This is a genomic window from Stenotrophomonas sp. TWI169 (assembly GCF_039674705.1).
Taxonomy (GTDB): Bacteria; Pseudomonadota; Gammaproteobacteria; order Xanthomonadales; family Xanthomonadaceae; genus Stenotrophomonas; species Stenotrophomonas maltophilia_P.
The window spans coordinates 18,364-41,324 of record NZ_JBDJOB010000030.1; the positions used below are offsets into that span (position 1 = coordinate 18,364).

At 66.3% G+C, this 22,961-nt stretch carries 17 protein-coding genes and 7 tRNA genes; 11 read left to right on the plus strand and 13 right to left on the minus strand.

Features of this window, described 5'->3' with window-relative positions; translation table 11 throughout:
* Positions 1-73: 73 nt before the first annotated feature.
* The 6 genes from ABE543_RS17240 to ABE543_RS17265 form a co-directional block, all read right to left on the minus strand.
* Positions 74-2,362, minus strand: a complete 2,289-nt coding sequence (locus ABE543_RS17240; RefSeq protein WP_065175308.1) for an Orn/Lys/Arg decarboxylase N-terminal domain-containing protein — start codon at positions 2,360-2,362, stop codon at positions 74-76.
* 20 nt (positions 2,363-2,382) lie between these two features.
* Entirely contained in the window at positions 2,383-3,735 is a 1,353-nt protein-coding gene (gene adiC, locus ABE543_RS17245) for an arginine/agmatine antiporter (protein WP_053517667.1), read from the minus strand.
* Between the two features lie 77 nt (positions 3,736-3,812).
* A complete protein-coding gene (locus ABE543_RS17250; protein WP_253120162.1) occupies positions 3,813-5,243 on the minus strand; it encodes a DcaP family trimeric outer membrane transporter in 1,431 nt (476 codons plus the stop codon).
* A 459-nt stretch (positions 5,244-5,702) separates the two neighbouring features.
* On the minus strand, positions 5,703-6,545 hold the full coding sequence (gene dsbG, locus ABE543_RS17255) for a thiol:disulfide interchange protein DsbG (protein ID WP_065182736.1): 843 nt from the start codon (positions 6,543-6,545) through the stop codon (positions 5,703-5,705).
* Positions 6,546-6,575: 30 nt separating this feature from the next.
* Positions 6,576-7,379, minus strand: coding sequence for a TlpA disulfide reductase family protein (locus ABE543_RS17260; RefSeq protein WP_346475944.1), 804 nt, complete (start codon positions 7,377-7,379; stop codon positions 6,576-6,578).
* Between the two features lie 83 nt (positions 7,380-7,462).
* The gene (locus tag ABE543_RS17265) at positions 7,463-8,536 is read right to left on the minus strand and encodes a helix-turn-helix domain-containing protein (RefSeq protein WP_065182735.1); all 1,074 of its coding nucleotides are present in this window, start codon (positions 8,534-8,536) and stop codon (positions 7,463-7,465) included.
* A 181-nt stretch (positions 8,537-8,717) separates the two neighbouring features.
* On the opposite strand from ABE543_RS17265, the gene ABE543_RS17270 reads away from it, so the two are divergent.
* From ABE543_RS17270 to ABE543_RS17300, 7 genes are all read left to right on the plus strand, one after another.
* Complete coding sequence (locus tag ABE543_RS17270; RefSeq protein WP_065175310.1) at positions 8,718-9,116, plus strand: heavy metal-responsive transcriptional regulator; 399 nt, start codon at positions 8,718-8,720, stop codon at positions 9,114-9,116.
* 110 nt (positions 9,117-9,226) lie between these two features.
* Positions 9,227-9,302, plus strand: a tRNA-Ala gene (locus ABE543_RS17275).
* Positions 9,303-9,356: 54 nt separating this feature from the next.
* Positions 9,357-9,432, plus strand: a tRNA-Glu gene (locus ABE543_RS17280).
* Positions 9,433-9,612: 180 nt separating this feature from the next.
* Positions 9,613-9,688, plus strand: a tRNA-Ala gene (locus ABE543_RS17285).
* 49 nt (positions 9,689-9,737) lie between these two features.
* Positions 9,738-9,813 (plus strand) — tRNA-Glu (locus ABE543_RS17290).
* 42 nt (positions 9,814-9,855) lie between these two features.
* A tRNA-Ala gene (locus ABE543_RS17295) sits at positions 9,856-9,931 on the plus strand.
* A gap of 48 nt (positions 9,932-9,979) precedes the next feature.
* Positions 9,980-10,055, plus strand: a tRNA-Glu gene (locus ABE543_RS17300).
* A gap of 38 nt (positions 10,056-10,093) precedes the next feature.
* Here ABE543_RS17300 and ABE543_RS17305 read toward each other — a convergent pair.
* Entirely contained in the window at positions 10,094-10,510 is a 417-nt protein-coding gene (locus tag ABE543_RS17305) for a GNAT family N-acetyltransferase (protein ID WP_065182734.1), read from the minus strand.
* 77 nt (positions 10,511-10,587) lie between these two features.
* Here ABE543_RS17305 and ABE543_RS17310 point away from each other — a divergent pair, with 77 nt between their 5' ends.
* Positions 10,588-11,544 carry an SOS response-associated peptidase family protein gene (locus ABE543_RS17310; RefSeq protein ID WP_053520435.1) on the plus strand — a complete coding sequence of 319 codons (957 nt, stop codon included), beginning with the start codon at positions 10,588-10,590 and terminating at the stop codon, positions 11,542-11,544.
* 40 nt (positions 11,545-11,584) lie between these two features.
* Here the strand turns inward: ABE543_RS17310 and ABE543_RS17315 are convergent, their stop codons facing one another.
* Positions 11,585-11,965, minus strand: a complete 381-nt coding sequence (locus tag ABE543_RS17315) for a response regulator (protein WP_053520434.1) — start codon at positions 11,963-11,965, stop codon at positions 11,585-11,587.
* Positions 11,966-12,105: 140 nt separating this feature from the next.
* Between ABE543_RS17315 and ABE543_RS17320 the strand changes: the two genes are divergently transcribed.
* Positions 12,106-12,191 (plus strand) — tRNA-Leu (locus tag ABE543_RS17320).
* A 205-nt stretch (positions 12,192-12,396) separates the two neighbouring features.
* Positions 12,397-13,833, plus strand: a complete 1,437-nt coding sequence (locus ABE543_RS17325) for a GGDEF domain-containing protein (protein WP_197601000.1) — start codon at positions 12,397-12,399, stop codon at positions 13,831-13,833.
* On the opposite strand, the gene ABE543_RS17330 is transcribed toward ABE543_RS17325, so the two are convergent.
* Positions 13,830-15,665 carry a methyl-accepting chemotaxis protein gene (locus tag ABE543_RS17330; protein ID WP_346475942.1) on the minus strand — a complete coding sequence of 612 codons (1,836 nt, stop codon included), beginning with the start codon at positions 15,663-15,665 and terminating at the stop codon, positions 13,830-13,832. The genes ABE543_RS17325 and ABE543_RS17330 overlap by 4 nt on opposite strands.
* 425 nt (positions 15,666-16,090) lie before the next feature.
* Between ABE543_RS17330 and ABE543_RS17335 the strand changes: the two genes are divergently transcribed.
* On the plus strand, positions 16,091-17,179 hold the full coding sequence (locus tag ABE543_RS17335; RefSeq protein ID WP_322523162.1) for a DUF5694 domain-containing protein: 1,089 nt from the start codon (positions 16,091-16,093) through the stop codon (positions 17,177-17,179).
* Positions 17,180-17,188: 9 nt separating this feature from the next.
* Here ABE543_RS17335 and ABE543_RS17340 read toward each other — a convergent pair whose 3' ends face one another.
* The 4 genes from ABE543_RS17340 to ABE543_RS17355 form a co-directional block, all read right to left on the minus strand.
* Positions 17,189-17,428: a hypothetical protein gene (locus tag ABE543_RS17340; protein ID WP_128990489.1), complete on the minus strand. Its 240-nt coding sequence runs from the start codon at positions 17,426-17,428 to the stop codon at positions 17,189-17,191.
* 62 nt (positions 17,429-17,490) lie between these two features.
* Complete coding sequence (locus ABE543_RS17345) at positions 17,491-19,686, minus strand: PAS domain S-box protein (RefSeq protein ID WP_262219148.1); 2,196 nt, start codon at positions 19,684-19,686, stop codon at positions 17,491-17,493.
* Between the two features lie 208 nt (positions 19,687-19,894).
* Complete coding sequence (locus ABE543_RS17350) at positions 19,895-22,282, minus strand: Tex family protein (protein ID WP_346475943.1); 2,388 nt, start codon at positions 22,280-22,282, stop codon at positions 19,895-19,897.
* 205 nt (positions 22,283-22,487) lie between these two features.
* Positions 22,488-22,703 (minus strand): hypothetical protein, encoded by a 216-nt coding sequence (locus tag ABE543_RS17355; RefSeq protein ID WP_005410085.1) that lies wholly within the window; start codon positions 22,701-22,703, stop codon positions 22,488-22,490.
* Positions 22,704-22,961: the final 258 nt, after the last annotated feature.

The window sequence follows — 22,961 nt, forward strand, 5'->3', positions numbered from 1 at the left end:
ACGCGACGGTGCACCGGGCCCCCTCCTTGGCAGTCCTCCGCACCGCGACGCGTGCGGAGGACCACGGAGTGGCTCAGGCCTTCAGCACTTCCACCTTGTACGAAACGGTCTCGCCGTCGTGCTCGATGATCAGTCCGTGCACGTCCGACTCGAAGCCCGGGAAGCGCGCATTCTGCTCGCGTGCGATGCGCAGCGACTCGATGATGGGCTCATCGCTGGCACCGAAGCGCTCGCCCGGCATGATGGTGGGAATGCCGGGCGGGTACGGCACCAGCATGGTCGCCGCGATGCGGCCACTGAGCTGTTCGATGTCCACCCGTTCGATTTCCCCCTTCACCAGATGGTTGTAGGCATCGGCCGGGGTCATCACCGGCGTCGGCAGGTCCACGTACATCTCGCGCATTACCCGGGCCACTGCGAACTCCTGGTTGAAGGCGTGCAGCGCATCGCAGAGGTCGCGCAGTCCCCAGCCGGCGTAGGCAACGGGATAGTCCGCCGCCAGCGTCGGCAGCGCCTGGCTCAGGGGGGCGTTGCGGTCATACAGCTCCTTGAACGCCATCAGCTCGGTGACCAGCGTGCTCCACTTGCCCTTGGTGATCCCCATCGAGAACAGGAACAGCACCGAGTAGAGGTTGGTCTTCTCCACAGTGATGCCACGACCCCACAGGAACTTGCTCAGCACCGCCGCTGGAATACCCAGCCGGCCCATTCCGCCATCCATCGACAGGCCGGGGGTCAGCAGGGTCACCTTGATGGGATCGATCAGTACATAGTCGTCCACCAGGTTCTCGAAACCATGCCAGTGCCCATCCGGCTGCAGGTACCACTCCTCCCGCTTGGCCACCATCGGCGCCGGCGTGTCGCCCTTGTCAAGGCTGCGCTCGACCTTGGTCGGCTGCCATACGCTGAACCACCAATCATCACGGCCGAGATCGTCGCGCACATGCAGCATGGCGCGCCGGAATGCGATCGCCTCGTCGTGCATCTCCTGCACCAGCGAGCGACCGGCCTCGCCCTCCATCATCTTCGACGCGACATCACAGGCAGCGATCACGCCGTAATGCGGGCTGGTGGAGGTGTGCATCATGAATGATTCGTTGAAACGCTCCGCATCCAGATTGCGCTGTGCCGAGTTGCGCACATGGATCATCGAGGCCTGCGAGAACGCGGCAAGCAGCTTATGGGTGGAGTGCGTGGTGAAGATGATCGCATCCTGCTCGCGCGGCTTGCCCTTGGCCATGCCGTAGTGGTTCTCGTAGAAGGGATGGAATGCGGCGTAGGCATACCAGGCCTCATCGAAGTGCAGAAAGTCCACCGCACTGCCGATCTCGTCGGCGATCTTCTCGGCGTTGTAGCACAGGCCATCGTAGGTGGAGTTGGTGACCACGGCGATACGCGGCTTGGAGCCCGCCGTGTATGCCTTGCTCGCCAGCGGGTTCGCGGCGATGCGCTGCTGGAGCGATTCCGGAGTGAACTGGTCCAGGCTGATCGGGCCGATGATGCCGTGCGCGTTGCGGCTGGGCGTGAAGTACACGGGTACCGCGCCCGTCATGATCAGCGCATGCAGGAGCGACTTGTGGCAGTTGCGGTCGACGAACACCACATCGCCCCGCGCCACCGTGCCGTGCCATACGATCTTGTTGGCCGTGGAGGTGCCATTGGTCACGAAGAACGTATGGTCGGCGCCGAAGTTGCGGGCCGCTTCGTTCTCGGCGTCCTTGATCGGCCCGGTGTGGTCCAGCAGCGATCCCAGCTCCGGCACCGAGATCGACAGATCACTGCGCAGCGTGTTCTCGCCATAGAACTGGTGGAATGCACGGCCAACCGGTGATTTGGTGAAGGCCACGCCACCGGCATGGCCGGGCGTATGCCAGGAATAGTTCGACTCGGCGGCGTGATGGATCAGCGCCTTGAAGAACGGCGGCAGCAGGTGCTGCATGTAGTCTTCAGCGGCCCGCATCACCTGCCGGGAGATGAAGTTCTTGGTGTCCTCGAACAGGAAGATGAAGCCGTGGATGTACTTGAGCAGCTTGCTCGGTACCTTCTCGATGGTACGGCGCTCGCCATACAGGAAGACCGGCAGATTCGCGCGGCGCGCACTCTGCTCGCGCAGGAACGCGGTCAGGCGCTGGAACTCGCCATCGACCTCCTCGCTGCCATCGATCGATATCAGCACGGCCGACGCCGCGACATAGGTGCGTGCTCCTGCACGGGCATCATCCAGGTTCAACCCGCACAGCACGCGCTGGTCGTTGCTGCGCAGCTCTTCCACCAGAGCGCGGATCAGGATGCCGCCGATGCGAGGTGAGTCGTAATCACCGTCGATGACTATGACCGGATAGTCCAATGACTTGAAATACACGTTGCTTCTCCTTGTCCGAATCAGGAATGCTGCGCGCCGGCAGAAATCGCCGCCGCCTCGCGGGCACGCTGCCGCTGCTGGCGGCGCTCCTCGCTGAAGAAGGGATAGAACACGGTGATGAACAGGACGAACAGGAAGGCGTACTGCACGATCGTTCCCGACGAGCCATAGATCGCCCACAGGCAGTACACGACGGTGAGGCTGGTCAAGGTCCAGAACGCGCCGGTATGCACCAGGGTGTGCGAGCGTTCGACCACGAAGTAGCAGGCCACGCAGGAATAGATGTAGGGCAGCAGGGTCAGCACCACCGCGGCCGAGGTGATCACATCGAACTGCGCGGATGCCGTTTCCGAGGTGGAAGTGACCAGCACGGCCAGCGTCATCAGCACCGCCACGATCAGCACGCCCTTGACCGGCACGTCATCCTTGTTGGTTTTGCTGAAGATGCTCGGGAACAGGCCATCATCCGATGCGGCCTTCGCGCTCTGTGCGGTCAGCAGGATCCAGCCACCGAGCGAGCCGGCCGCACCGATGAACGCGCACAGGCTGACCAGCGCACCGCCCCACCCCCCCACGGCCTTGGCCGCCGCCAAGGCGAACGGCGCGTCCGAAGTCTGCAGTTCACCGTTGGGGACCATGCCCATGATCACCGACGAACTGGCGATGTAGGCGATGGCCGCAAGGAACACGCCGGCCAGCGTAGCGCGCGCGACATTCTTCTCAGGGTTCTCGACCACGCCGGCGGTCACCGACGCTGACTCCACGCCGATGAACGCCCACAGCGTCAGTGCGGCTGCACTGGAGATCGCACCGAAGTTGGATTCACCGGAGACGTTGTAGGCCCCTTTGAAGATGTCGGCATCGAAGAAGAACCAGCCGAAGATGGCGATGCCCAGGATCGGCACCAGCGCGAAGCTGGTGGTGACGGTCTGCACGCGACTGACGAAGGCCGGACCGATCACATTGGCGAAACTCAGCGCCCACACCAGCACCAGGACCGCGATGCAGCGCACCAGCGGCTCGGACAGGATCGGGAAGAAGTAGCTGAAGTAACCCACCGCCGCGATCGGGATGGCGACATTGCCGATCCAGTTGGCGAACCAGTAGATGGTATTGGTCTGGAAGCCCATGTAGGGGCCGAACCAGTCGCGCGCATAGGCATAGGGGCCGCCGGCCTTCGGGGCCAGCTTGCCCAGTTTGGCGAACACGAACGCCAACAGCAGCGCACCCGCCGTGGTGATCAGCCAGCCCCAGATCGAGGCGGTACCGATCTTGGCCAGGCTGGAGGGCAACAGGAATACGCCTGAGCCCATCATGTTGCCCGCGACGAGGAAGGTGGCTCCCACCACACCGATCTTCTTTGCTTCTGCCATGACAATCTCCTGTACCGGCATCAGCCCGGTTGCGCCGGGCATGGGGGTTGGCTGCGCTGGCGTGCTGCCGCTGGCGCCTATTTGATGAAGTTGTACTGCAGGCTGCCCTGCACTCTTACTGTGTCGCCGCGTGCACCGTCCTGCTGCTGCAGGCGGCCGTAAAGCAGCTCCATGCCCATCGTCCACGAGGGCGCGGGGCTCCAGATCAGGTTGAAGACGCCGTAACGGCTTTGCCGGAACGCGTCACTGGCAAGAGCGGTGTTCCGCTCCAGCGTGAGCTGTCCGAAAATCAGATTCGAGCGCCACAGATCGGACCAGTAATGGGTGTAACCGACGAAGCCGCCGTGCAGATCCAGTGCCTCCAGGCGACCGTCCGCATCCACCACGGCATCCAGGCCGGAGCCGGTCAGATCAGCGGTGTAGCGGCTCAGGCCGCGGCCGCCCAGCACGCCGAACAGCAGCAGGTCGCGCGCGCCCACGGAAGCAGAACCACTGAGCTGCAGGCCGCCGGCGATGCGCCGGTCGCGCTGGTCCTGGCCGTCATAGGCCAGACTGCGGGCCACCGCACCCATCTGCAGGTGGCCCCAATCGCGCTCCATGCGCGCGGTTACCGTGACATCCGGCAGCCGGTTCACCGCCGCCAGCGTCTCGCTGGCCCCGGCCAGTTCCGTCTCCGGGTCTTCGGCGGCGATCGTCAGCGTGCTTCCCTTGCCCAGCGCGAAACTGTGGTGGATGCCGGCCACCAGCAGGTAGCCAGCACCTCCCGGGCCTGCGAAATCCAGCGTATCGGGCAGGCTGTCGGCATCCATGAAGCTGGAGTAGCCATAGCCGGCATAGGTATTGCCAAGCTGCCCATAGGCGTGGCGCAGGCGGAACTGGTATCCGTCGCTGCTGCCGAAGAAATCATTCTCCAGATAGAAGCGCAGGTTGCCGTGCGTGGTCGGCCGGCGCGCCTCGAAGCTGAACCGCGTCTGCTTGGCGTGGATGTTGAAGTTGGAAACATCGCGATGGCTGTCCCCTACCGGCATCGATGAAGGGATGAACTGGTCCTCGTCCCCCGCCCGGCGCGAGTCGGCGATGGCATCGAGCTTGGCATAGCCGCCGATGCGGATGACCGTGTCGGTTCCGGGGATGGCGAAGAAGCCTTTCAGATCAGCGTCGGTGGGGCTGGCAGCGTTGTCTGGACGCGAGGCGGCCGTCGACGGGTCCGCCACTGATTCGCGCGCCGGCAGCACCGGTTGCGCCACGCCGGGCACGCGGGTGGGCTGCAATGTGGCGGCCGTCGTCGCCGGAGCTGGGGACACGGGCGTAGCCGTAGCAGCAGGCGCGACGCCCGCATCATGCCGCTCGAGCTGGTCCAGGCGTTGCTGCATGCCTTCCAGGGCCTGTCGCATCGCCGCAATCTCACGGCGCAGCGCCTGCGCGTCGTCGTCGGCAACCGCCTGCGCCTGCAGCGGCGCAGCGGCCAGCGCGGCCAGGCAGGCAAGAGTCAGTACTGCCATGCGCATTGCATCCCCCGTGCACGAACACTCGCCACGCGATGCCGGACCGCACGCGTGCGCCGTCCTGGCTTCGCTCCGCCGTTGCTGGAAATACGGATACTGCGATTAAGACAGACGGTCGCCGGCAGGTTCGCACCGCCGATGAGGCAGCGACCGGAGCAGTCTGGGTAGCAAGCGCAGAGTGAGAGTGTCGTGAATTGCGATGCAGGCATGCTCTGGGTAGAGCCCTGCGTGTGCAGCAGTGCAGAAGCGATATCGCTGTATTTCATGCGTCACAGGCTAGTGCGCACGTCGTTTTTGGCCTTGATTGGAATCAAGGCACGATGCTTGATCTCAGTCACGATTCAGACGTGACGGCGAACAAGCACTGCGCAGCCGTTCACGTCGTCGTGGCCATGCAAACGCAGCAGGCCCGCACGTTTCCGTACGGGCCTGTCGATGACACCCTGCATGCAGGATCGCTTTTCAGCGTGGACCCAGCACCGTCTGCAGATCGGCACCCTGTGGAAGACCGGAGCGACGCTGCACCTGGCCCTGCGCATCCTGGAACAGGATCCCCGGCGTACCCTGGAAGCCCATCTCGATCATCAGGACCTGGTTGGCATCCAGCTTCCCCGCGATCTCGCGGCTGATGTTCGGCAGCGGCTTGATGCCACCGCGGTCGAACTGGCGCTCGTTCTCCAGCAGCGCCGCGCTGGGGTCGCGTGCGGCCAGAATCGCGGCCGCCTTGGCCGGGCTGTCCTCGCGGATCACACCGACCATCACATGACGCAGCTGCACCTTGCCGGCATCCACCCATGGGCGTGCCGCCTCCCAGAACTTGTGGCAGTACGGGCAGTTGGCATCACTGAATGTGTAGACCACGCGCGGTGCGTCGGCCTTGCCATCCCGCACCCATGCACTGGCGTCCAGCTTGCTCCACATCTTGGCCGACATCGGCGCGGCCACCAGCTTTTCCACTGCATCAGCGGCGACATCGTTACCCTCGGCATCGAACAGACTGCCTACCACCACGTGCTTGCCGTCCGCGGTCACGTAAGCGGCGGCAGGCTGCTGGCCACCGACCACGCCGGCAAAGCCGCGCAGCCCACCCGGTGCGTCGAACTCGGCGACGACCTCGAAACCATGCTTCTCGATGCCCTTCAGGACCGCCGGGCGATCCCCCTTGGCAGCGGAGGCCGGCGCACCGGTTGCCGGCGCAGCTCCTGCCTTGCCCGGTGGCGTCTGCGCCTGGCTGCAGGCGGCCAAGGCCAGCAGGGCCGGCAGCAACAGCACCGCAGGAACGGTGCGCAGGGAAATCAACGACATGGGAACTCCATAGTGGGATGCCAGCGCAGGCTACCGCAGCCGGCGCAGTTTGTGTTCAAGCCCTGCCATGGTCAGTTCACCCAGATGCAGCTCCTGCAGGCGTCCGTCAGCATCGAAGAACAGGGTAGAAGGATACGCCTGCACCCCGAGCGCCGCAGATGCGGCAGCATCGTCATCCAGCAGCACGTTGCGCAGCTGCAGGCGTTCGCCGGCAATGAAACCCTGGACCTCGTCCAGACTTTCTCCCTGATTGAGGAACACGAACCGCACATCGTCATGTGCGTCCTGCGCGGCTGCCAGCACGGGCATTTCACGTCGGCACGGACCACACCAAGTTGCCCATAGATTCACGACCACGGGTTTCCCGCGGAACTGCTGCAGATCGATGACACGGCCCTGCAGGTCCATCACCTCCAGCCTGGGCAGCGGCATATGCCGCGCCTGCCACCCGGACACGCCGTGAGTGGCTGCGCCCCACAGCAGCGTACCTGCCAGCGCTGCTGCCAGTACCGGCCGGCGCAGCGCGGGATGTCCACGCAGCCGCCACAATCCCCACGCCAACCCAGCCATCAGCACGACGACCAGGTGGTATCCGCCATCGGTGATCTGCAGAACGCTCCATGGCGAGTCGCGATACAGCGCCGCATTGACGGCGACGAAGCTGATGCGGCCACACAGCAGCCCCACCAGCAGCATATCCAGCACCATGCCGGCCGCCGAAGGCTGCGGTCCCTGCGCACGGCGACCGGGCCAGAGCCGGGCGATCGTCATCGCAATCAGTACACAGATCAGAATCAGAACGACCGGCATCGGCACCGGCCCAACGCTGGACATCATTCCACCCACTCAACGATCGACTGACCGCATGGTCGAAGCGTCGCGCCTGCGATGCAAGCGCGACGACCGACCGTCAATCGTCAAGCCGCGCTGCGCCCCATCTGAATGCCCGGCGTCGGCGCCGGCGCCAATCCGCGCAGGCTCCCTGCCACGGAGGGCAGCAGCGGGCGTTCGCGGCGCTTGTTGCTGACGTGACGTCGATAGTTCGCCGGCGTCATGCCGACGATGCGCAGGAACAGACGCCGGAACGCACTCTGATCGGCATAGCCGACCCCCCAGGCCACCTCATCGATACCCGCCCCCTGCTGCAGCAATGTCTGCGCCTTGGCCACCCGCAGTCGCTGGCAGTATTCGATCGGACGCAGCCCGGTCGCTCTGAGGAAGCGGCGCTGCAGAGTGCGCGGCTCCAGCCCGGCCACTTCGCAGATCGAAGCAAGCGTGGCGCCGCGCGCCGCCGTGGTGTGCAGCCAGCGCTGGGCCTTCAGCACGTCGCGGTCCCCATGGGCGAAGTTGGCGCTGAAGCGCTCCAGATCCTGCTGGATCGGTTCCGGAACGGTGATCGCGAGCTGCGTGGCCACCGCGCTGGCCACGCCCTGACCGAACAGCCGGTGCAGCAGTCGCAGGCCGAGAAAGCGCCATGCCTGCACACCTGCGACGGTCAGCAGATCACCATCGTCCACCAGTGCGCGTTCGCTGGGTACCCAGCTGACAGCCTGCGCCACCAGTCCGGGATGGCGGCTGAGATCCGGACCCGACACGGTCCGGCCCGCCAGCAGGCCGGCCCGGGCCAATACGCTCACCCCATCCGCCGCGGCCGCCAGCAGACTGCCGCCGTCGTAGTGCGCACGGAGCCAGTCGAGCAGGATTTCATCGGTACGAAGAGAGGCCGTCGAACTGACCTGGCCCGGAACCGCGATCACCGCGGGAATGGCCGCGTCCAGCATGTCCGCGCCCGCGATGCGATGTACCCCGCTGCGGCTGGCCGGCACGATCCAGCGGGTCACCAGCACCCGCTTGAACGGGCGCCGCTGCTGCTGCGCCACGCGGTTGGCCACATGTGCCATTTCAGCCAGTACCGATGCTGCCGACGGGTCGCCACCGGGGTACTCGACCACCCCCACTTCAACGAACCCCTCGCTCCTGATTCCCTCCACGGTGCACCTCCTCGGTTCTGGCCAGCGAATGACCGGTTCAGGTGCAGGGTAGAAAGTGCTCCATCGGCGAGGCTATGAAGAAAGTTGCAAAGTGCACTGGATGCGTATCTCACACATCGCATTGACCCTGGACCAGACTCAAGGGTTCAGAATGGCGACCGGAAACCCGAGGAATTCCGCCATGAACATTGGTCAGCTGGCGCGCCGGGCCGGCGTCCCGATCGATACGGTCCGCTACTACGAGCGCCAGCAGCTGTTGCCCACCGCGGCACGTTCGGCCGGTGGCTACCGCATCTTCGGCGAGCAGGACCTGCGTCGCCTGCGTTTCATCCGCCGTGCGAAGGCGCTGGGTTTCAGCCTGGAGGAGATCGCTGAACTGCTCGCACTGAGCGACCAGCACCAGCACGACATGGGCAGCGTGCGTGACACCGCACGGACGCGCCTGCGCGACATCGAGCAGCGCATGAACGAACTGCAGCGCATGCATGCTGCACTGTCGCAACTGGTCGAGGCCTGCCCTGGCCACGGTGCGCTGGTGCACTGCCCGATCCTGGCGGCGCTGACCGAAGACGGCGAGTGACCAGGCACCCGGCGGAACGATGGCGCACCCGGCCGCGGACGTGAAGAAAAGTGCAACAAATGCTTGCCAACCCCAGGGGGCATCGCTATTATTTCGCTCCTCAGCGACGTGGGGCCATAGCTCAGCTGGGAGAGCGCCTGCATGGCATGCAGGAGGTCAGCGGTTCGATCCCGCTTGGCTCCACCAATCTTTCGGCATTAGGCCGTCGAAAGGTCGCTAAAGAACATTGATGAGAATTGCGTCCCCATCGTCTAGAGGCCTAGGACATCACCCTTTCACGGTGGCGACCGGGGTTCGAATCCCCGTGGGGACGCCACTCATCACGAACAACGAGGACCCGGCCGATAACCGGGTCTTTTTTGTTCACCGCCAACCGGCATTCAGGTTGTGGCGTTACGGTGGTCTCCCGGATCGTATGCGGGGCGCCGGAACGAAAAAAGCTCAAAAGGCTTCCACAAACGTGAACACGCAGGTATGATAGGCGGCTCGGTAACACGGGGCCATAGCTCAGCTGGGAGAGCGCCTGCATGGCATGCAGGAGGTCAGCGGTTCGATCCCGCTTGGCTCCACCACTTTCGACATTAGGCCGTCGAAAGTTCTACAACTTGAAGTTTTTCGTGCGTCCCCATCGTCTAGAGGCCTAGGACATCACCCTTTCACGGTGGCGACCGGGGTTCGAATCCCCGTGGGGACGCCAGTTTCAAAAGGACCCTGCTCCCGGCAGGCATCCTGGTTTCATGGGGCCATAGCTCAGCTGGGAGAGCGCCTGCATGGCATGCAGGAGGTCAGCGGTTCGATCCCGCTTGGCTCCACCACTTTCGACATCAGGCCGTCGAAGGTTCTACAACTTGAAGTTTTCGTGCGTCCCCATCGTCTAGAGGCCTAGGACATCACCCTTTCACGGTGGCGACCGGGGTTCGAATCCCCGTGGGGACGCCAATTTCTGAAAACCCCGGCTTCGGCCGGGGTTTTTCTTTTCAGAAGCGTCGATACATTCCGATCGAGGCTGGCGCCGTCGGCGCGAATCCGTACTGCGCATACAACCGATGTGCCTCGCCATCGGCGAGCAGGCTCACATAGGCCGAAGGCGGAAGGTTGGCCTGCATCCATTCGTCCAGACGCCGCATCACCTCCTTGCCCAGTCCCTGCCCCTGCAACGGCGGCAGCACGGCGATATCGCAGACCTGCAGGTGGCAGCCGCCATCGCCGACGATCCGGCCCATCGCCACCAGCTCACTGCCCTGATAGGCGCAGACACCGAACAGGGTATTGGGCAGCGCACGTGCAGCCGCTTCGGCGGTCTTGGCGCTGAGCCCGGCCAGCGCCCGGAGCTGGCAATAGGCCTCGACCGTGGGCACGCCTTCACGGAAATGGCAATGGGCAGGATCGTTCATGCGGAATCTCCCTGAGTGTCAGGCTATCCTGCCGCATCCGCGTCGCAGCCGCCGCGACCCACCCCGGCAGATATCGCATGTGCTACTCCGCTTTGATCCGGGCCGACTACGCCAAGCTGGTGCGCGAGTTCGGTGCCGTGCTGTCGCTGGAGGAGTTCGCCGCGCTGTACGCGTACGACCCCGGCAAAAAGCAGCCCAGGACGCCCAAGGCCATGGATGACGGCTTCGCTGGCGCGCGCACGGAGCTCGGCCGCGACATCGTGGCCCGGATCCAGCGGTGGCATGCACAGGAGCAGGCCACGCTGGAAGCCGAGCTGGCCCAGCAGCGCGAACGCCGCGACATCGCAATCGCAGCCCTGGCCACCCGTCCCACACTGAAGGCGCGCAACGAGCTGCGCATCGCCGGCAACCGCATCGATCGCGCGCAGACCCGGCTCGACGACCTGCATCGCGTGCAGCTGCTGCCTCGCGACAACCGCATTTTCCCCGGCACCTACGCGCCGGTGATGGTGAGCGAGAACGGGCAACGGGTGATCAAGCCGATGCGCTACCGGTGCCGTCTGCCGGATGCGCCCGCGCGCAACGACGTGCTCTATCCGGGCAGTTACAACGCCCGCCGTGACAGCCTGGAAGGCTACTGGCGCGGCGCTTTCGGGCAGCGTCATGGCGTGGTCGTCATCCAGGCCTTCTACGAGCATGTGTCCCGGCACGCGGTTGGCGGACGCGCACCGGCCCCTGATGACAGGACGGGAGATGTGGTCCTTGAGTTCCGCCCCGACCCGCCCCGCGACCTGCTGGTAGCCTGCCTCTGGTCCGAGTGGGACGGCCCCGAAGGACGCCTCCTCTCATTTGCGACCATCACCGATACGCCGCCGGCCGATATCTCCGCCGCCGGCCATGATCGCGGCATCGTGCCGATCCGGCCCGAGCACCTCGATGCATGGCTCAATCCGGAACCTGGCGATCTGGCCAGCCAATACCGCATCCTCGACGATCGCGAGGAGATCCGTTACGTCTTTGAGGAGTCCGCCTGAGCACGCACTGCGGCCGGATCGTCCGGGCACCGCGCCTGGATCAGGCGCGGGCGCTGGAATGCCCGACCGCGCGGGCCAGCGCCTGCGACAGCTCCGCCGACAGGTAGGGCTTGACCAGCAGCACACCCGACTGCATGGCCTGTGGCAGCTGCTCCGCCGACATGCCGGTCGCGAGCACGAAGGGCACGCCGCGGGCGGCCAGCGCCGCCGCGACCGGCTCACTGGTTTCCTGGTGGGCCAGGCGATAGTCCAGCAGCGCCACGTCCGGCGTGGTTTCTTCCAGCAGCCTCAGTGCTTCGCCGACGCTCGCAGCCAGCCCCACCACCTGTGCACCGGCCTGCACCAGTTGCATCTGCAGCAGGGCCGCGCTCATCTCGTCGTTCTCGACCACCAGTACCCGCAGGTCCTGCAACGCCGCCATCGATTCCCGCTCCTGTGCATATCACGCCGGCGCAGTATAGCGATCACGGGGGCAATGCCGGCAGATTCGGCCGCAATCGTCCCGCGCCGGGCAGCCTCTATGAAAGTGCGCTCGACCTCGGGTAAAATCACCCGCTGCCTGCCGGTGTGGCGGAATGGTATACGCAGCTGACTCAAAATCAGCCGGGGGCAACCCCATGAAGGTTCGAGTCCTTTCACCGGCACCATGCATCAAAGGCCAGGTCCACGACCTGGCCTTCTGCATTTCCGGCCCGTCACCTGCGTCGCCCCTCCCGCGCGGCGACCGCCCAGCGCCGCCACCGTGCGCGCCGCAGCTGACAACGTTGCCAGCAGGCCAACGCTGCGGAATTCTTGCAAGGCGCACGCGCATCTGCCTATCGTGACTGGCCGTACCTGGGGGCGGGGGAATGCATGACGTTGCCGGCTGCACTGTTTTTTCTGGTCACGCATGCATTCGTCGTCGGCCTGGCAGGCCCTGGAGATCCGGTGGGTTCGTTCCTGATGTCGAGCGCCGCGCCGCTGCTGGCGGCCATGGCATGCGTGCGCCGTGCGCGTGACAGCCACGCCGCCTGCAAATGGAGGACCTTCGCTTTCGCCGTCAGCCTGTTTCCGGTCGCACTGCTGCCACTGCTGTTTCCAGGCATCACCGATGCCTGGCCGGCGCAGGTCGCACTGACATCGTTGATCCTCTACGTGTTCTATCGCATCCCGCTGACCTACGTGGCCGCCAGCGCCGACAGCCGGAACCGCCATGTCCGCAGCGTCGACCTGTCGATCATCGGTCTGCTCTGGCTGCTGTACTACACGCACGCGCAATCGACTGCGCAGCTGGATACCGCGCTGTGGACGCATGGCCTGAACCCCATCAGCACCACGCAGAACAGCCTGCTGTTCAGCTTCGCGCTGATCCGCTACCTGGCCGAGGACAACGCAGATCGCCGCGACTTCTTCCGCACCCTCACCCTGTTCCTGCTCGGCTACTTCCTGATCGAGCAGTACGTCAGCCGGTATCGGCCGCAGACCCCGGACGGCGGATGGGCAGATCTGCTCATCAGCGGCCTGTTCCTGCTGCTGGCGGTGATCGCCGGCAGTCCGCGGCGCAGGACCGCGCCGCCTGTCCCGCGCAACCTGCGGCGTTTCGTCGAGGCCAGCGTGCCGTTGATGCTGCCGCTTCTGCTGATGCTGGTCGCATTGCTGATGGCGCGCACGAACCAGACGATGGCAACGGTGGGCTTCATCGGCGCCATGCTGGGCTATGCACTGCGCAGCGTGCTGAGCCAGGTGGACATCCAGCGCCAGCGCGACGAGCTGGCAGCGCTGGCCCGGCGTGACCCGCTGACCGGGCTGGGCAACCGCCGCAGTTTCGATGAATCGCTGCCGGGCGCCCAACGGCGCGCGCGGCGCCAGGGCCTGGGCCTGGCGGTGCTGATGATCGACATCGACCACTTCAAGCGCCTCAACGATACCTACGGACACCCGGAGGGCGATCGCCGCCTGCAGGCGGTGGCCGCGATCATCGATGGCTGCCTGCAGCGCGGTGACGACCTGCTCGCCCGCTACGGCGGCGAGGAATTCATCGCTGCGTTGCCTTCCTCCGACGTGGCCCATGCGATGGCCATGGGCGAGCGCATCCGCGTGGCGGTCGAAGACGCCGCGCTGCCGTCCGGCCCGTCCAGCGTAACCGTCAGCATCGGCGTGGCATGGTTGGCTGCCGATGCTCGGCAGGAACCGGACAGCGTGGTCGAACGTGCGGACCAGGCCCTGTACCGGGCCAAGCGCGCGGGCCGCAACTGCGTCCGCGGCGAGGCTTTGCCGGAACGTACAGCGGCCCCTGCCCTCCGCGCCTAGACCACGCGCAGGGTCGGCACGCCATGCTGCAGGGCAGCGCCGCCCGCCGCCCCCTGCACACGGAATCCGGCGACGGTCTGCAGCAGGTGGGCCGACTGTTCTTCCATGCTGCGCGCCGCGGCGGACGCTTCCTCGACCAGCGCCGCGTTCTGCTGGGTTCCCTGGTCGATCAGGTCCACCGCGTGGTTCATCTGCTGGATGTCATCGCTCTGCTGCTGCGAGGCGCTGCTGATCTCGGTGACCAGGTCACTGACCCTGCGCACGTTGAGTACGATCTCGTCCATCGTGCGGCCAGCACTTTCCACCTGCGCCGTGCCCGCACCGACATTGGCCACCGATGTGTCGATCAGCTGCTTGATCTCCTTGGCGGCGCTGGCCGAGCGCTGCGAAAGTTCGCGGATCTCGGTGGCGACGACCGCGAACCCACGGCCGTGCTCGCCGGCACGGGCCGCCTCCACGGCAGCGTTCAGCGCCAGGATGTTGGTCTGGAATGCGATGCCGTCAATCACCCCGATGATGTCGACGATGCGACGCGAGGAGGCGTTGATCAAGGCCATCGTCGCCACCACCTCGTGCACCACGCTGCCGCCACGCGCAGCCACCTCCGCTGCGCCGCCGGCCAGCTGGCTTGCCTGGCGCGCATTGGCCGCCGTGCGCTGCACCGTATCGGCCAGGCCCTTCATGGACACGGCGGTTTCTTCCAGCGAGGCCGCCTGCTGTTCGGTGCGCTGCGACAGGTCGCTGTTGCCCTGCGCGATTTCGGTCGCGCCGACCGCGATGGTATCGGCAGCGAACTTGATCTGGCCGATGATGCCCGCCATGGCTTCGACCAGCGCGTTGACGCCATCGCACAGCTCGGCGATGGGGCCACTCTTGTCGGCAATGGCGACGGTTCGGGTCAGGTCGCCCTGCTTGGCCGCCGCCACGACCTCCCGGGTCTGCGCCACCGCACGCTGCATGGCCTGGTTCTCATGCACCTGCGCGGTGATGTCGGTAGCGTATTTGACGACCTTGAAGGGCCTGCCGTTGCCATCCAGGATGGGGTTGTAGGAGGCCTGGATCCAGATCTCGCGGCCGCCCTTGCCGAGCCGCCGGTACTGCCCGGCGTCGTACTCGCCGCGCCCGAGCTTTTCCCAGAACCGGCGGTACTCGAGGCTGCCGCGAAGCTCGGGCTCCACGAACAGCGCATGGTGTTGGCCGCGCACCTCTTCCAGGCTGTAGCCGGTGGCGGCGAGGAAGTTGGCGTTCGCCGAGAGAATGTGCCCGTCCAGGCTGAACTCGATCACCGCCTGCGACTTGTCGATGGCGGCAAGCTGCCCCGCCGAGTCCGCGGCCTGCAGCTTCTGCGCGGTGATGTCGGTCGCGAACTTGACGACCTTGAAGGGCCGGCCCTGCGGGTCCAGCACCGGGTTGTAGGACGCCTGGATCCAGATTTCGCGCCCGCCCTTGCCCAGCCGTCGGTACTGTCCGGCGTCGAACTCGCCACGTCCCAGCCGGGCCCAGAAGTCCCGATACTCGGCGCTGGACGCCTGATCGGGATCGACGAACAGCGAATGATGCCTGCCCTGGATTTCGTCCAGACGATAACCCACCGCCTGCAGGAAGTTGTCGTTGGCCTGCAGGATGGTGCCATCCAGATCGAATTCGATCACCGCCTGCACGCGATGCAGTGCGGCCACCTGGGCGGCCAGCTCGGCATGACCGCGATCGCTGTCGACCCTGCCGGGCCGAGGCTGTCCCGCCAGCGCCCCCAGCAGGGAACGCCACGGCGACCAACGGGTGTGCAGCTCGGCTGGCGCCTGTGCGCCTGCCGTAAGGCCTGGAATGAGCATTGTCTGATCCTCGGTGTCCGGTAAGCGGTTGCGATCCGCCAGGCGGGATGCCCGACGGCGACATCAATTGCTTGGACTACAGGTGCCGGCAGGCACCTCTCGAGCAACGGGCAAGAACATCTGGGGGCGGGTGCGATCGACATCCGGGAGCGGCGGAACACACTGCGCGGGCCGCCCGACAGGGCAGCCTGGGGTCCTGCAGCGGGTGACGGGAGCGGGATCCAGTGAGGTTATCGGCACCTCCGTTCCGGGCTTTAGGCCCCTCCGCAGCGGGCCCTGTCCAGCCCCCTCCCCCCTGCAGCGCCTGACGGCGCCCTCGATGCAGCCTGCAACGAAAAGGTTGCCATGACCATCGGGGCTGTCGGCAAGGGGGTGGACAGGCAAGGATGCGCCCACCACGGACCGTCCATCGACACGGAGATCGCATGTTTTCACGCCTGGCTGCTCTTTTCGCCCTCGGCCTGTGCAGCAGCGGCGCGCTGGCCGCCGATGCAGGCTATCGGCCGAGTTTCAACCCCGCACAGCTCAAGGGCCCGCCCGCCGGCCGCGTCAACGAAGTGCTGGTGCTGGGCTCACCGCACCTGTCCGGCCTGCCCCCGACCTTCCAGCCGGCAATGCTGGAGCCGCTGCTGCAGCGCCTGCAGGCATGGCGGCCGACGGCGATCGCGGTGGAGAACCTGTCCGGACTGCAATGCGATTTCATGCGCCGCAATCCCGCCCGCTATGCCGAGAGCGTGGGAAGTTACTGCGTCGATCCTGCACCTGCCCAGGCCGCCACCGGTCTGGATGTTCCAGCGGCAAATGCCGAAGTCGATCGCGTGCTGGCGGCATGGCCCGCCACACCGACGCACGCACAGCGTCGCCGGCTGGCCGCACTGTTCCTGGCCGCAGGTGAGAACGGCTCTGCGCTGGTGCAGTGGCTGCGCCTGCCGCCGCAGGAGCGTCGCGCCGCAGACAGCCTGTCACCGCAACTGGTGCAGTTCCTCGACAAACGCGCCGTGCGACGCAACGAAGTCAGCCTGATCGCGGCCGAGCTTGCCGCACGCCTGGGCCTGGAACGCCTGTGGGCAGTCGATGACCACACCGCTGATTCGCCCACCCCTGCGGCACTGGAGAAGGCGGCTGGCGAAGCCATCATGAACGCCTGGAACAATCCCGCCAGCAAGGCACGACGGGCCGCCGATACGGCCCTGCACGCCGAACTCGGCAGCACGGATGGCCTGCTGGCGCTCTATCGGAACTACAACGCGCCCGACACCATCGCCCAGGTCTACAACAGCGATTTCGGCGCGGCCCTGGTCGAACCATCGCCAGAAGGCTTCGGCCGCAACTACGTCGGCTACTGGGAAACCCGCAACCTGCGCATGGTCGCCAATATGCGCGAGGTGCTGGGCCAGCACCCGGGCACCCGCATGCTGACCCTCGTCGGCGCCTCGCACAAGGGCTACTACGAGGCCTACCTCAACCAGATGCACGACGTGCGGCTGGTTGATGCCAACAGCGTGCTGGACTGAGCGCCAGGGCTAGCAGGGGGCCGGCGCATCGCCGCGCCGCGACCGCCACAGCAGCACGCAGGCGACCACGATCGCACCCAGGGTCAGTATCAGCAGCACCACCACGCCGCCCTGTAGGGTGGGCAGCAGCGCCTGCGCCCGGGCATCGCCGTGCAGTTGCTCCAAACGCAGGCAGGCGGCTACCGCCAGCCACCAGCCGACCATCGCCGGCGCGAAGGCACGCAGGGCATCCGGGGTCCAGAAACGCATGTCGTTCTCCAACGGGGTGGGTGTGCGCGCAGTATTCGCGGCCGCCCTCTCACAGACTGAGATCAGCCGCCACCGGCGTCGCTGTCCACGCCCTCAGCCGGCCATTCGCCGGCTTCCCCCTGCACCTGCACGTTGTTGCGTCCCATTGCCTTGGCCCTGTAGCACTGCGCATCGGCCGCAGCCACGGCCTGGTCCACCCCCATGCCGCCCAGCAGCGGCGCGATGCCGATGCTGGCGCCCACCCGCAGGCGGTGCTGGTCCCAGGGAATGGAGAGGCTGGCCAGGGTCTGCAGCAGTTCGCCGCCGATCCGCGCCGCGCGGCGCGGCGTGCAGCCGGACAGGATCACCGCGAACTCGTCCCCGCCCAGCCGGGCCACCACGTCCGAATCGCGCACGCCGTGGCGCAGCACGCTGGCCACCGCCCACAGCACCGCATCGCCGGCCAGGTGGCCCCAGGTGTCGTTGACCGGCTTGAAGCGGTCCAGGTCGATGTACATCAGCGATGCCGCCTGGCCTGTCCGCTCGACCCGGGTGATGGCCTGCTGCAGATGGACTTCGAACCCCCGCCGGTTGCTCAGTTCGGTCAGCGGATCGATCTCCGCCAGCTGGCGCGCTTCGCGCTGCCGTGCACGCTGCTGGGTATCATCGCGCAGCACCCACACCGCACCGCGCACATGGCCCTCATCGTCGCGCAGCCAGGCGCGGGTCAGGTCCACCGGCACCGTCGCCGTGCCCAGCCGCAGCAGCAGGTCGGCATGCAGGTCGACCGCGTTGCTTTCCGGGTCCAGCAGTACGGCCACGTCCAGCATCGAGCCGGGGGCGTACTCGGTGGTCAGTTGCAGCACGTCCTGCACCCTGTAGCCGGCCAGCGCCTGTGCGCCGTCGCCGGCCAGCATGCGCACGGCAGCGGCATTGGCATATTCGATGCGGCCCTCCAGGCTGACGCTCAGCACCAGGTCGGCGACGGCGTCGAGGGTGATGCGGCTGCGCTGCTCGCTTTCAAACAGGCGCTGTTCACTGCTGCGTTGTGCGCTGATGTCCTGGATCTGCGAGACGAAATGCACCGGCTCACCGCGTTCGTTGCGCACCAGCGATACCGACAGCCGCGTCCAGATCACCCTGCCGTTGCGATCGAGAAAGCGCTTCTCCAGGTGGTAATGGCTGCACCGGCCTGCCAGCAGGTCCTGCACCAGGGCCAGATCGGCCTGCAGATCGTCCGGATGGGTCAGCCGCTGGAAATCGACCTGCAGCAGCTCCTCGCGCGCATAGCCCAGGATGCGGCACAGCGCGTCATTGACATCCAGCCAGCGCCCTTCCAGCGAAACCAGCGCCATGCCGAGCGCAGCCGAGGTGAAGGCGCCTGCGAACTTCTCCGCCGCCATGCGTGCTTCCGCACGTGCCTGCAGGATCTCGGTGATATCGATGGCCATGCCGACATAGCCGATGCGCGTGCCATCGGCGCCGTCCATGCGGCTGATCGAAAGCCGCACCTGGCGTTGCCGGCCATCCTTGCGCAGCAGCGTCCATCGCCGCGAATAGGTCTGCCCTTCGGCATGCGCACTGAGGGCCTCGAACACATCCGGCAGGTGACCCTGCGGGCCGGCCAGCGGTTGCAGCCAGGCCTTCAGCTCATCCGGCTCATGGAAGGCATCCAGCCGCCGCAGGCCGACCACCTCGGCGGCGCTGTAACCCAGCAGGCGCTGCGCCCCCGTGTTGAACAGGGTGATGGTGCCATCGGTATCGGTCGCGATCACCGCGACGTCGTCGGAGGCGTCCACCACCGACTGCAGGCGCTGGCGGCTCTCGGCCGCGTCCTGTCGTGCCTGCTGCAGCTCGGTGACGTCGGCGTGGGCACCCGCCATCCACAGCGGCCGCCCCTGACCGTCCCATTCGAACACGCGACCGCGGTCATGGACCCAGATCCACTGGCCGTTCTTGTGGCGCATACGCACCAGGCAGGCGTAGTTGTCGCTGCGCCCGTCGAAATGCTCCTGCAGCGCGGCGTCCGACAGCGCGATGTCGTCCGGATGCACCAGTGCCGCGAAGGTCTTCTGGCAGATCGGCTCCAGCTCTTCCAGCCGGTAGCCGACGATTTCGGCCCAGCGCGCGTTGACCCGCATTTCGCCGGTCTGCACGTTCCACTCCCAGGTGCCGGCAGCGGTGCCTTCGATGATCATCGCAAGCCGCCGACGCTCTTCGGCCAGCGCATGCAGACGGCGTTCGAGCAGATCGTTGCTGTTGTTGCCCTGACCCGCCATCAAGCCCTTCTCCGTCCCGCGCAGGCGTGCACGGGCCGCAGCAATCCGCTGCAGCTGTCACGGAATCGGACGGGGCGTGCTGGCGTCATGGTCCTCCCCAGCGACAGCGGGTCGGCCACACGCCTCCCCAGATGCGCAAGTGTGCGCAATCACGGGGAAAATCGACAAGTCCCCCGCCCCGGTTCAACCGTGACGGGGGACACGCTCCTCAACTGCGCTTGGCGCGGGCGAAGGCTTCAGCCAGTGCGTTGTTGGCCGGGGCTGCCGAGGGGGCGGGCCGACCGCCGTTGCCCTGGCCCCGCCCCGGGCTCCGGCCCGGCCCGACTGCGTCACGCCGCGGCCCTTGTCCCTGACCACGCTCGTCACGGCTGCCGGGGCGGCTGGTGGCCTGGCCGGGGGTATCGTCCAGGCGCCGGGTCAGCGCGATGCGCTTGCGCGGCACATCCACCTCAAGCACCTTCACCTTGACGATATCGCCAGCCTTGACCACGTCGCGCGGGTCCTTCACGAAGGTGTCGGAGAGCGCCGAAATGTGGATCAGGCCGTCCTGGTGCACGCCGATATCGACAAAGGCACCAAACGCGGCGACGTTGCTGACCACGCCTTCCAGCACCATGCCCTCGCGCAGGTCCTTGATGTCTTCCACGCCCTCGGCGAAACGTGCGGCCTTGAACTCCGGGCGCGGGTCACGGCCGGGCTTTTCCAGCTCCCTGAGGATGTCGCGCACCGTCGGCACGCCGAAGGTCGCATCGGTGAACTGCTCGGCCTTCAGCCCACGCAGGAAGCTGCCATCGCCGATCAACGCCTTGATCGGGCGCTGGGTACTGGCGACGATGCGCTCGACCACCGGATAGGCTTCCGGATGCACGGCGGACGCGTCCAGCGGCTCGTCGCCGTCGGCAATGCGCAGGAAGCCGGCACACTGCTCGAAGGTCTTCTCACCCAGCCGGGCGACTTTCAGCAGGTCCTTGCGGCGCTTGAACGGACCATTGTCATCGCGATGGCGCACGATGTTCTCGGCCACCGTCGCCGACAGGCCGGACACGCGTGACAACAGCGCGGCCGAGGCGGTGTTCACGTACACCCCGACCGCGTTCACGCAGTCCTCCACGCGGGCGTCCAGCGCGCGCGCCAGGCGGTACTGATCGACGTCATGCTGATACTGGCCCACGCCGATGGCCTTCGGTTCGATCTTGACCAGCTCGGCCAACGGATCCTGCAGGCGGCGCGCGATCGACACCGCGCCGCGCAGCGACACGTCCAGGTCCGGGAACTCCCTGGCTGCGAGCTCGGAAGCCGAGTACACCGAAGCACCGGCCTCACTGACCACCACCTTCTGCAGCTTCGGATTGCCGACCGCCTTGATCGCTTCGCCGGCCAGCTTGTCGGTCTCGCGGCTGGCGGTGCCGTTGCCGATCGCGATCAGTTCCACGTTGTGCCGGGTACACAGCTGCCTGATCGTCTGCAGCGACTGCTCCCACTGGCGCCGGGGCTCGTGCGGATAGATCGTCTCGGTGGCGACCAGCTTGCCGGTGGCATCGACCACTGCGATCTTGCAGCCGGTGCGGATGCCTGGATCCAGCCCAAGCACGGTCTTCGGGCCCGCCGGCGCAGCCAGCAGCAGATCCTTCAGGTTGTCACCGAACACGGTGATCGCGTCCGCTTCGGCCTTTTCGCGGGCCTGGTTGAACAGATCCAGCAGCAGGTGCATGTGCAGCTTGGCACGCCAGGTCAGGCGGCAGGCATCGAGCAGCCAGCGGTCGGCGGCACGGCCCTGGTCGGCGATGCCGGCCTTGCGGGCCACGCGCCCCTCTGCGTACTGATGGCCTGCCTCGGCATCGCTGGCCGGGTCCAGCTCCAGGTACAGGATCTCCTCGCGACGCGCGCGGAACAGCGCCAGCAGGCGATGCGAGGGAATTTTCGCCAAGGCTTCGGCGTGCTCGAAATAGTCGCGGTACTTGGCGCCCTCGGTCTCCTTGCCCTCGGCCACGCGGGCGCGGATCACGCCGTGTTCGCCCAGCCAGGTGCGCAGCTCGCCCACCAGTGCGGCATCTTCCCCCCAGCGCTCCATCAGGATCGCCCGCGCGCCCTCCAGCGCCGACTTGGCATCGGCCACGCCCTTATCGGCATCGACAAAGCTGGCCGCGAAGGCCTGCGGGTCCTGCGTCGGATCGGCGAGCAGTCCATCGGCCAGCGGCTCCAGGCCGGCCTCGCGCGCAATCTGCGCGCGGGTACGGCGCTTGGGCTTGTAGGGCAGGTACAGGTCTTCCAGCCGGCTCTTGGTATCGGCGGCGAGGATGTCGTTGCGCAGTTCGTCGGTGAGCTTGCCCTGCTCGTCGATGCTGGCCAGCACCGCCGCACGGCGGTCTTCCAGTTCGCGCAGGTAGGTCAGGCGCACTTCGAGATTGCGCAGCTGGGTGTCGTCCAGGCCACCGGTCACTTCCTTGCGGTAGCGGGCGATGAACGGAACGCTGGCACCTTCGTCAAGCAGGCCGACCGCGGCGCGCACCTGGCTGGGCTGGGCACCGATTTCCTCGGCGATGGTCTGGGCGATCTGCTGGGCGAGCGCGCTCTGGGCGTTCTTGGCGTCGTGCATTGCTTCAGGTCTGTGCCGCGTTACGGGAAGACCCCATTCTGGCAATCCGCGACGGAGCCGGACAAGGCATTGACAGCAGACGGGGTTCAGCGGCGTGGCCGGTCTGGACGCCGGCATCCTGGCAAGGGGGGCTCGGACTGGCCCGGGGCTGGGATGCCGGCGCGGGCGCGCGATGGTGGCCGCGCCCTGCCGCGTGTTGCGAGGGTCAGCGGTAGTGGCGGGCGGCGCGCTGCATGACGATTTCGTCACGCATGCCTTCCAGTGCCATCAGCCTGACCTTGCCGACACCCTGCAGTTCCATGAACCGCTCGGTGTAGAACTCCGGCCCCAGCGCGGTGTCGGCGCGCGATTTGCTGAAGCCATAGGGCACCACGCCCTTCTCGCCATCCTTGCTACCACCGACATAGAGAACGATTGCCATGTGATGTATTCCTCCAAATTGCTACTGCGTACTGCACTCGATGAGCGATGCTGCGAGCCCATCGGAGAGGAGCTTACCGCGTCGTACCTGACTGGAACGTCACGCAGGCTAATGACGATCGGTTGCATGCAGATGACGGCGGGATCGCAGCAGAATGCTTACGGATCTTTAACTTCCAGCTAACGAATTCCAAGGGAATTCCCGCCAACGGCGCAGCCCCTCGCGGGCGGTCGTGTAACGCGTTTCATGTGATTGGGC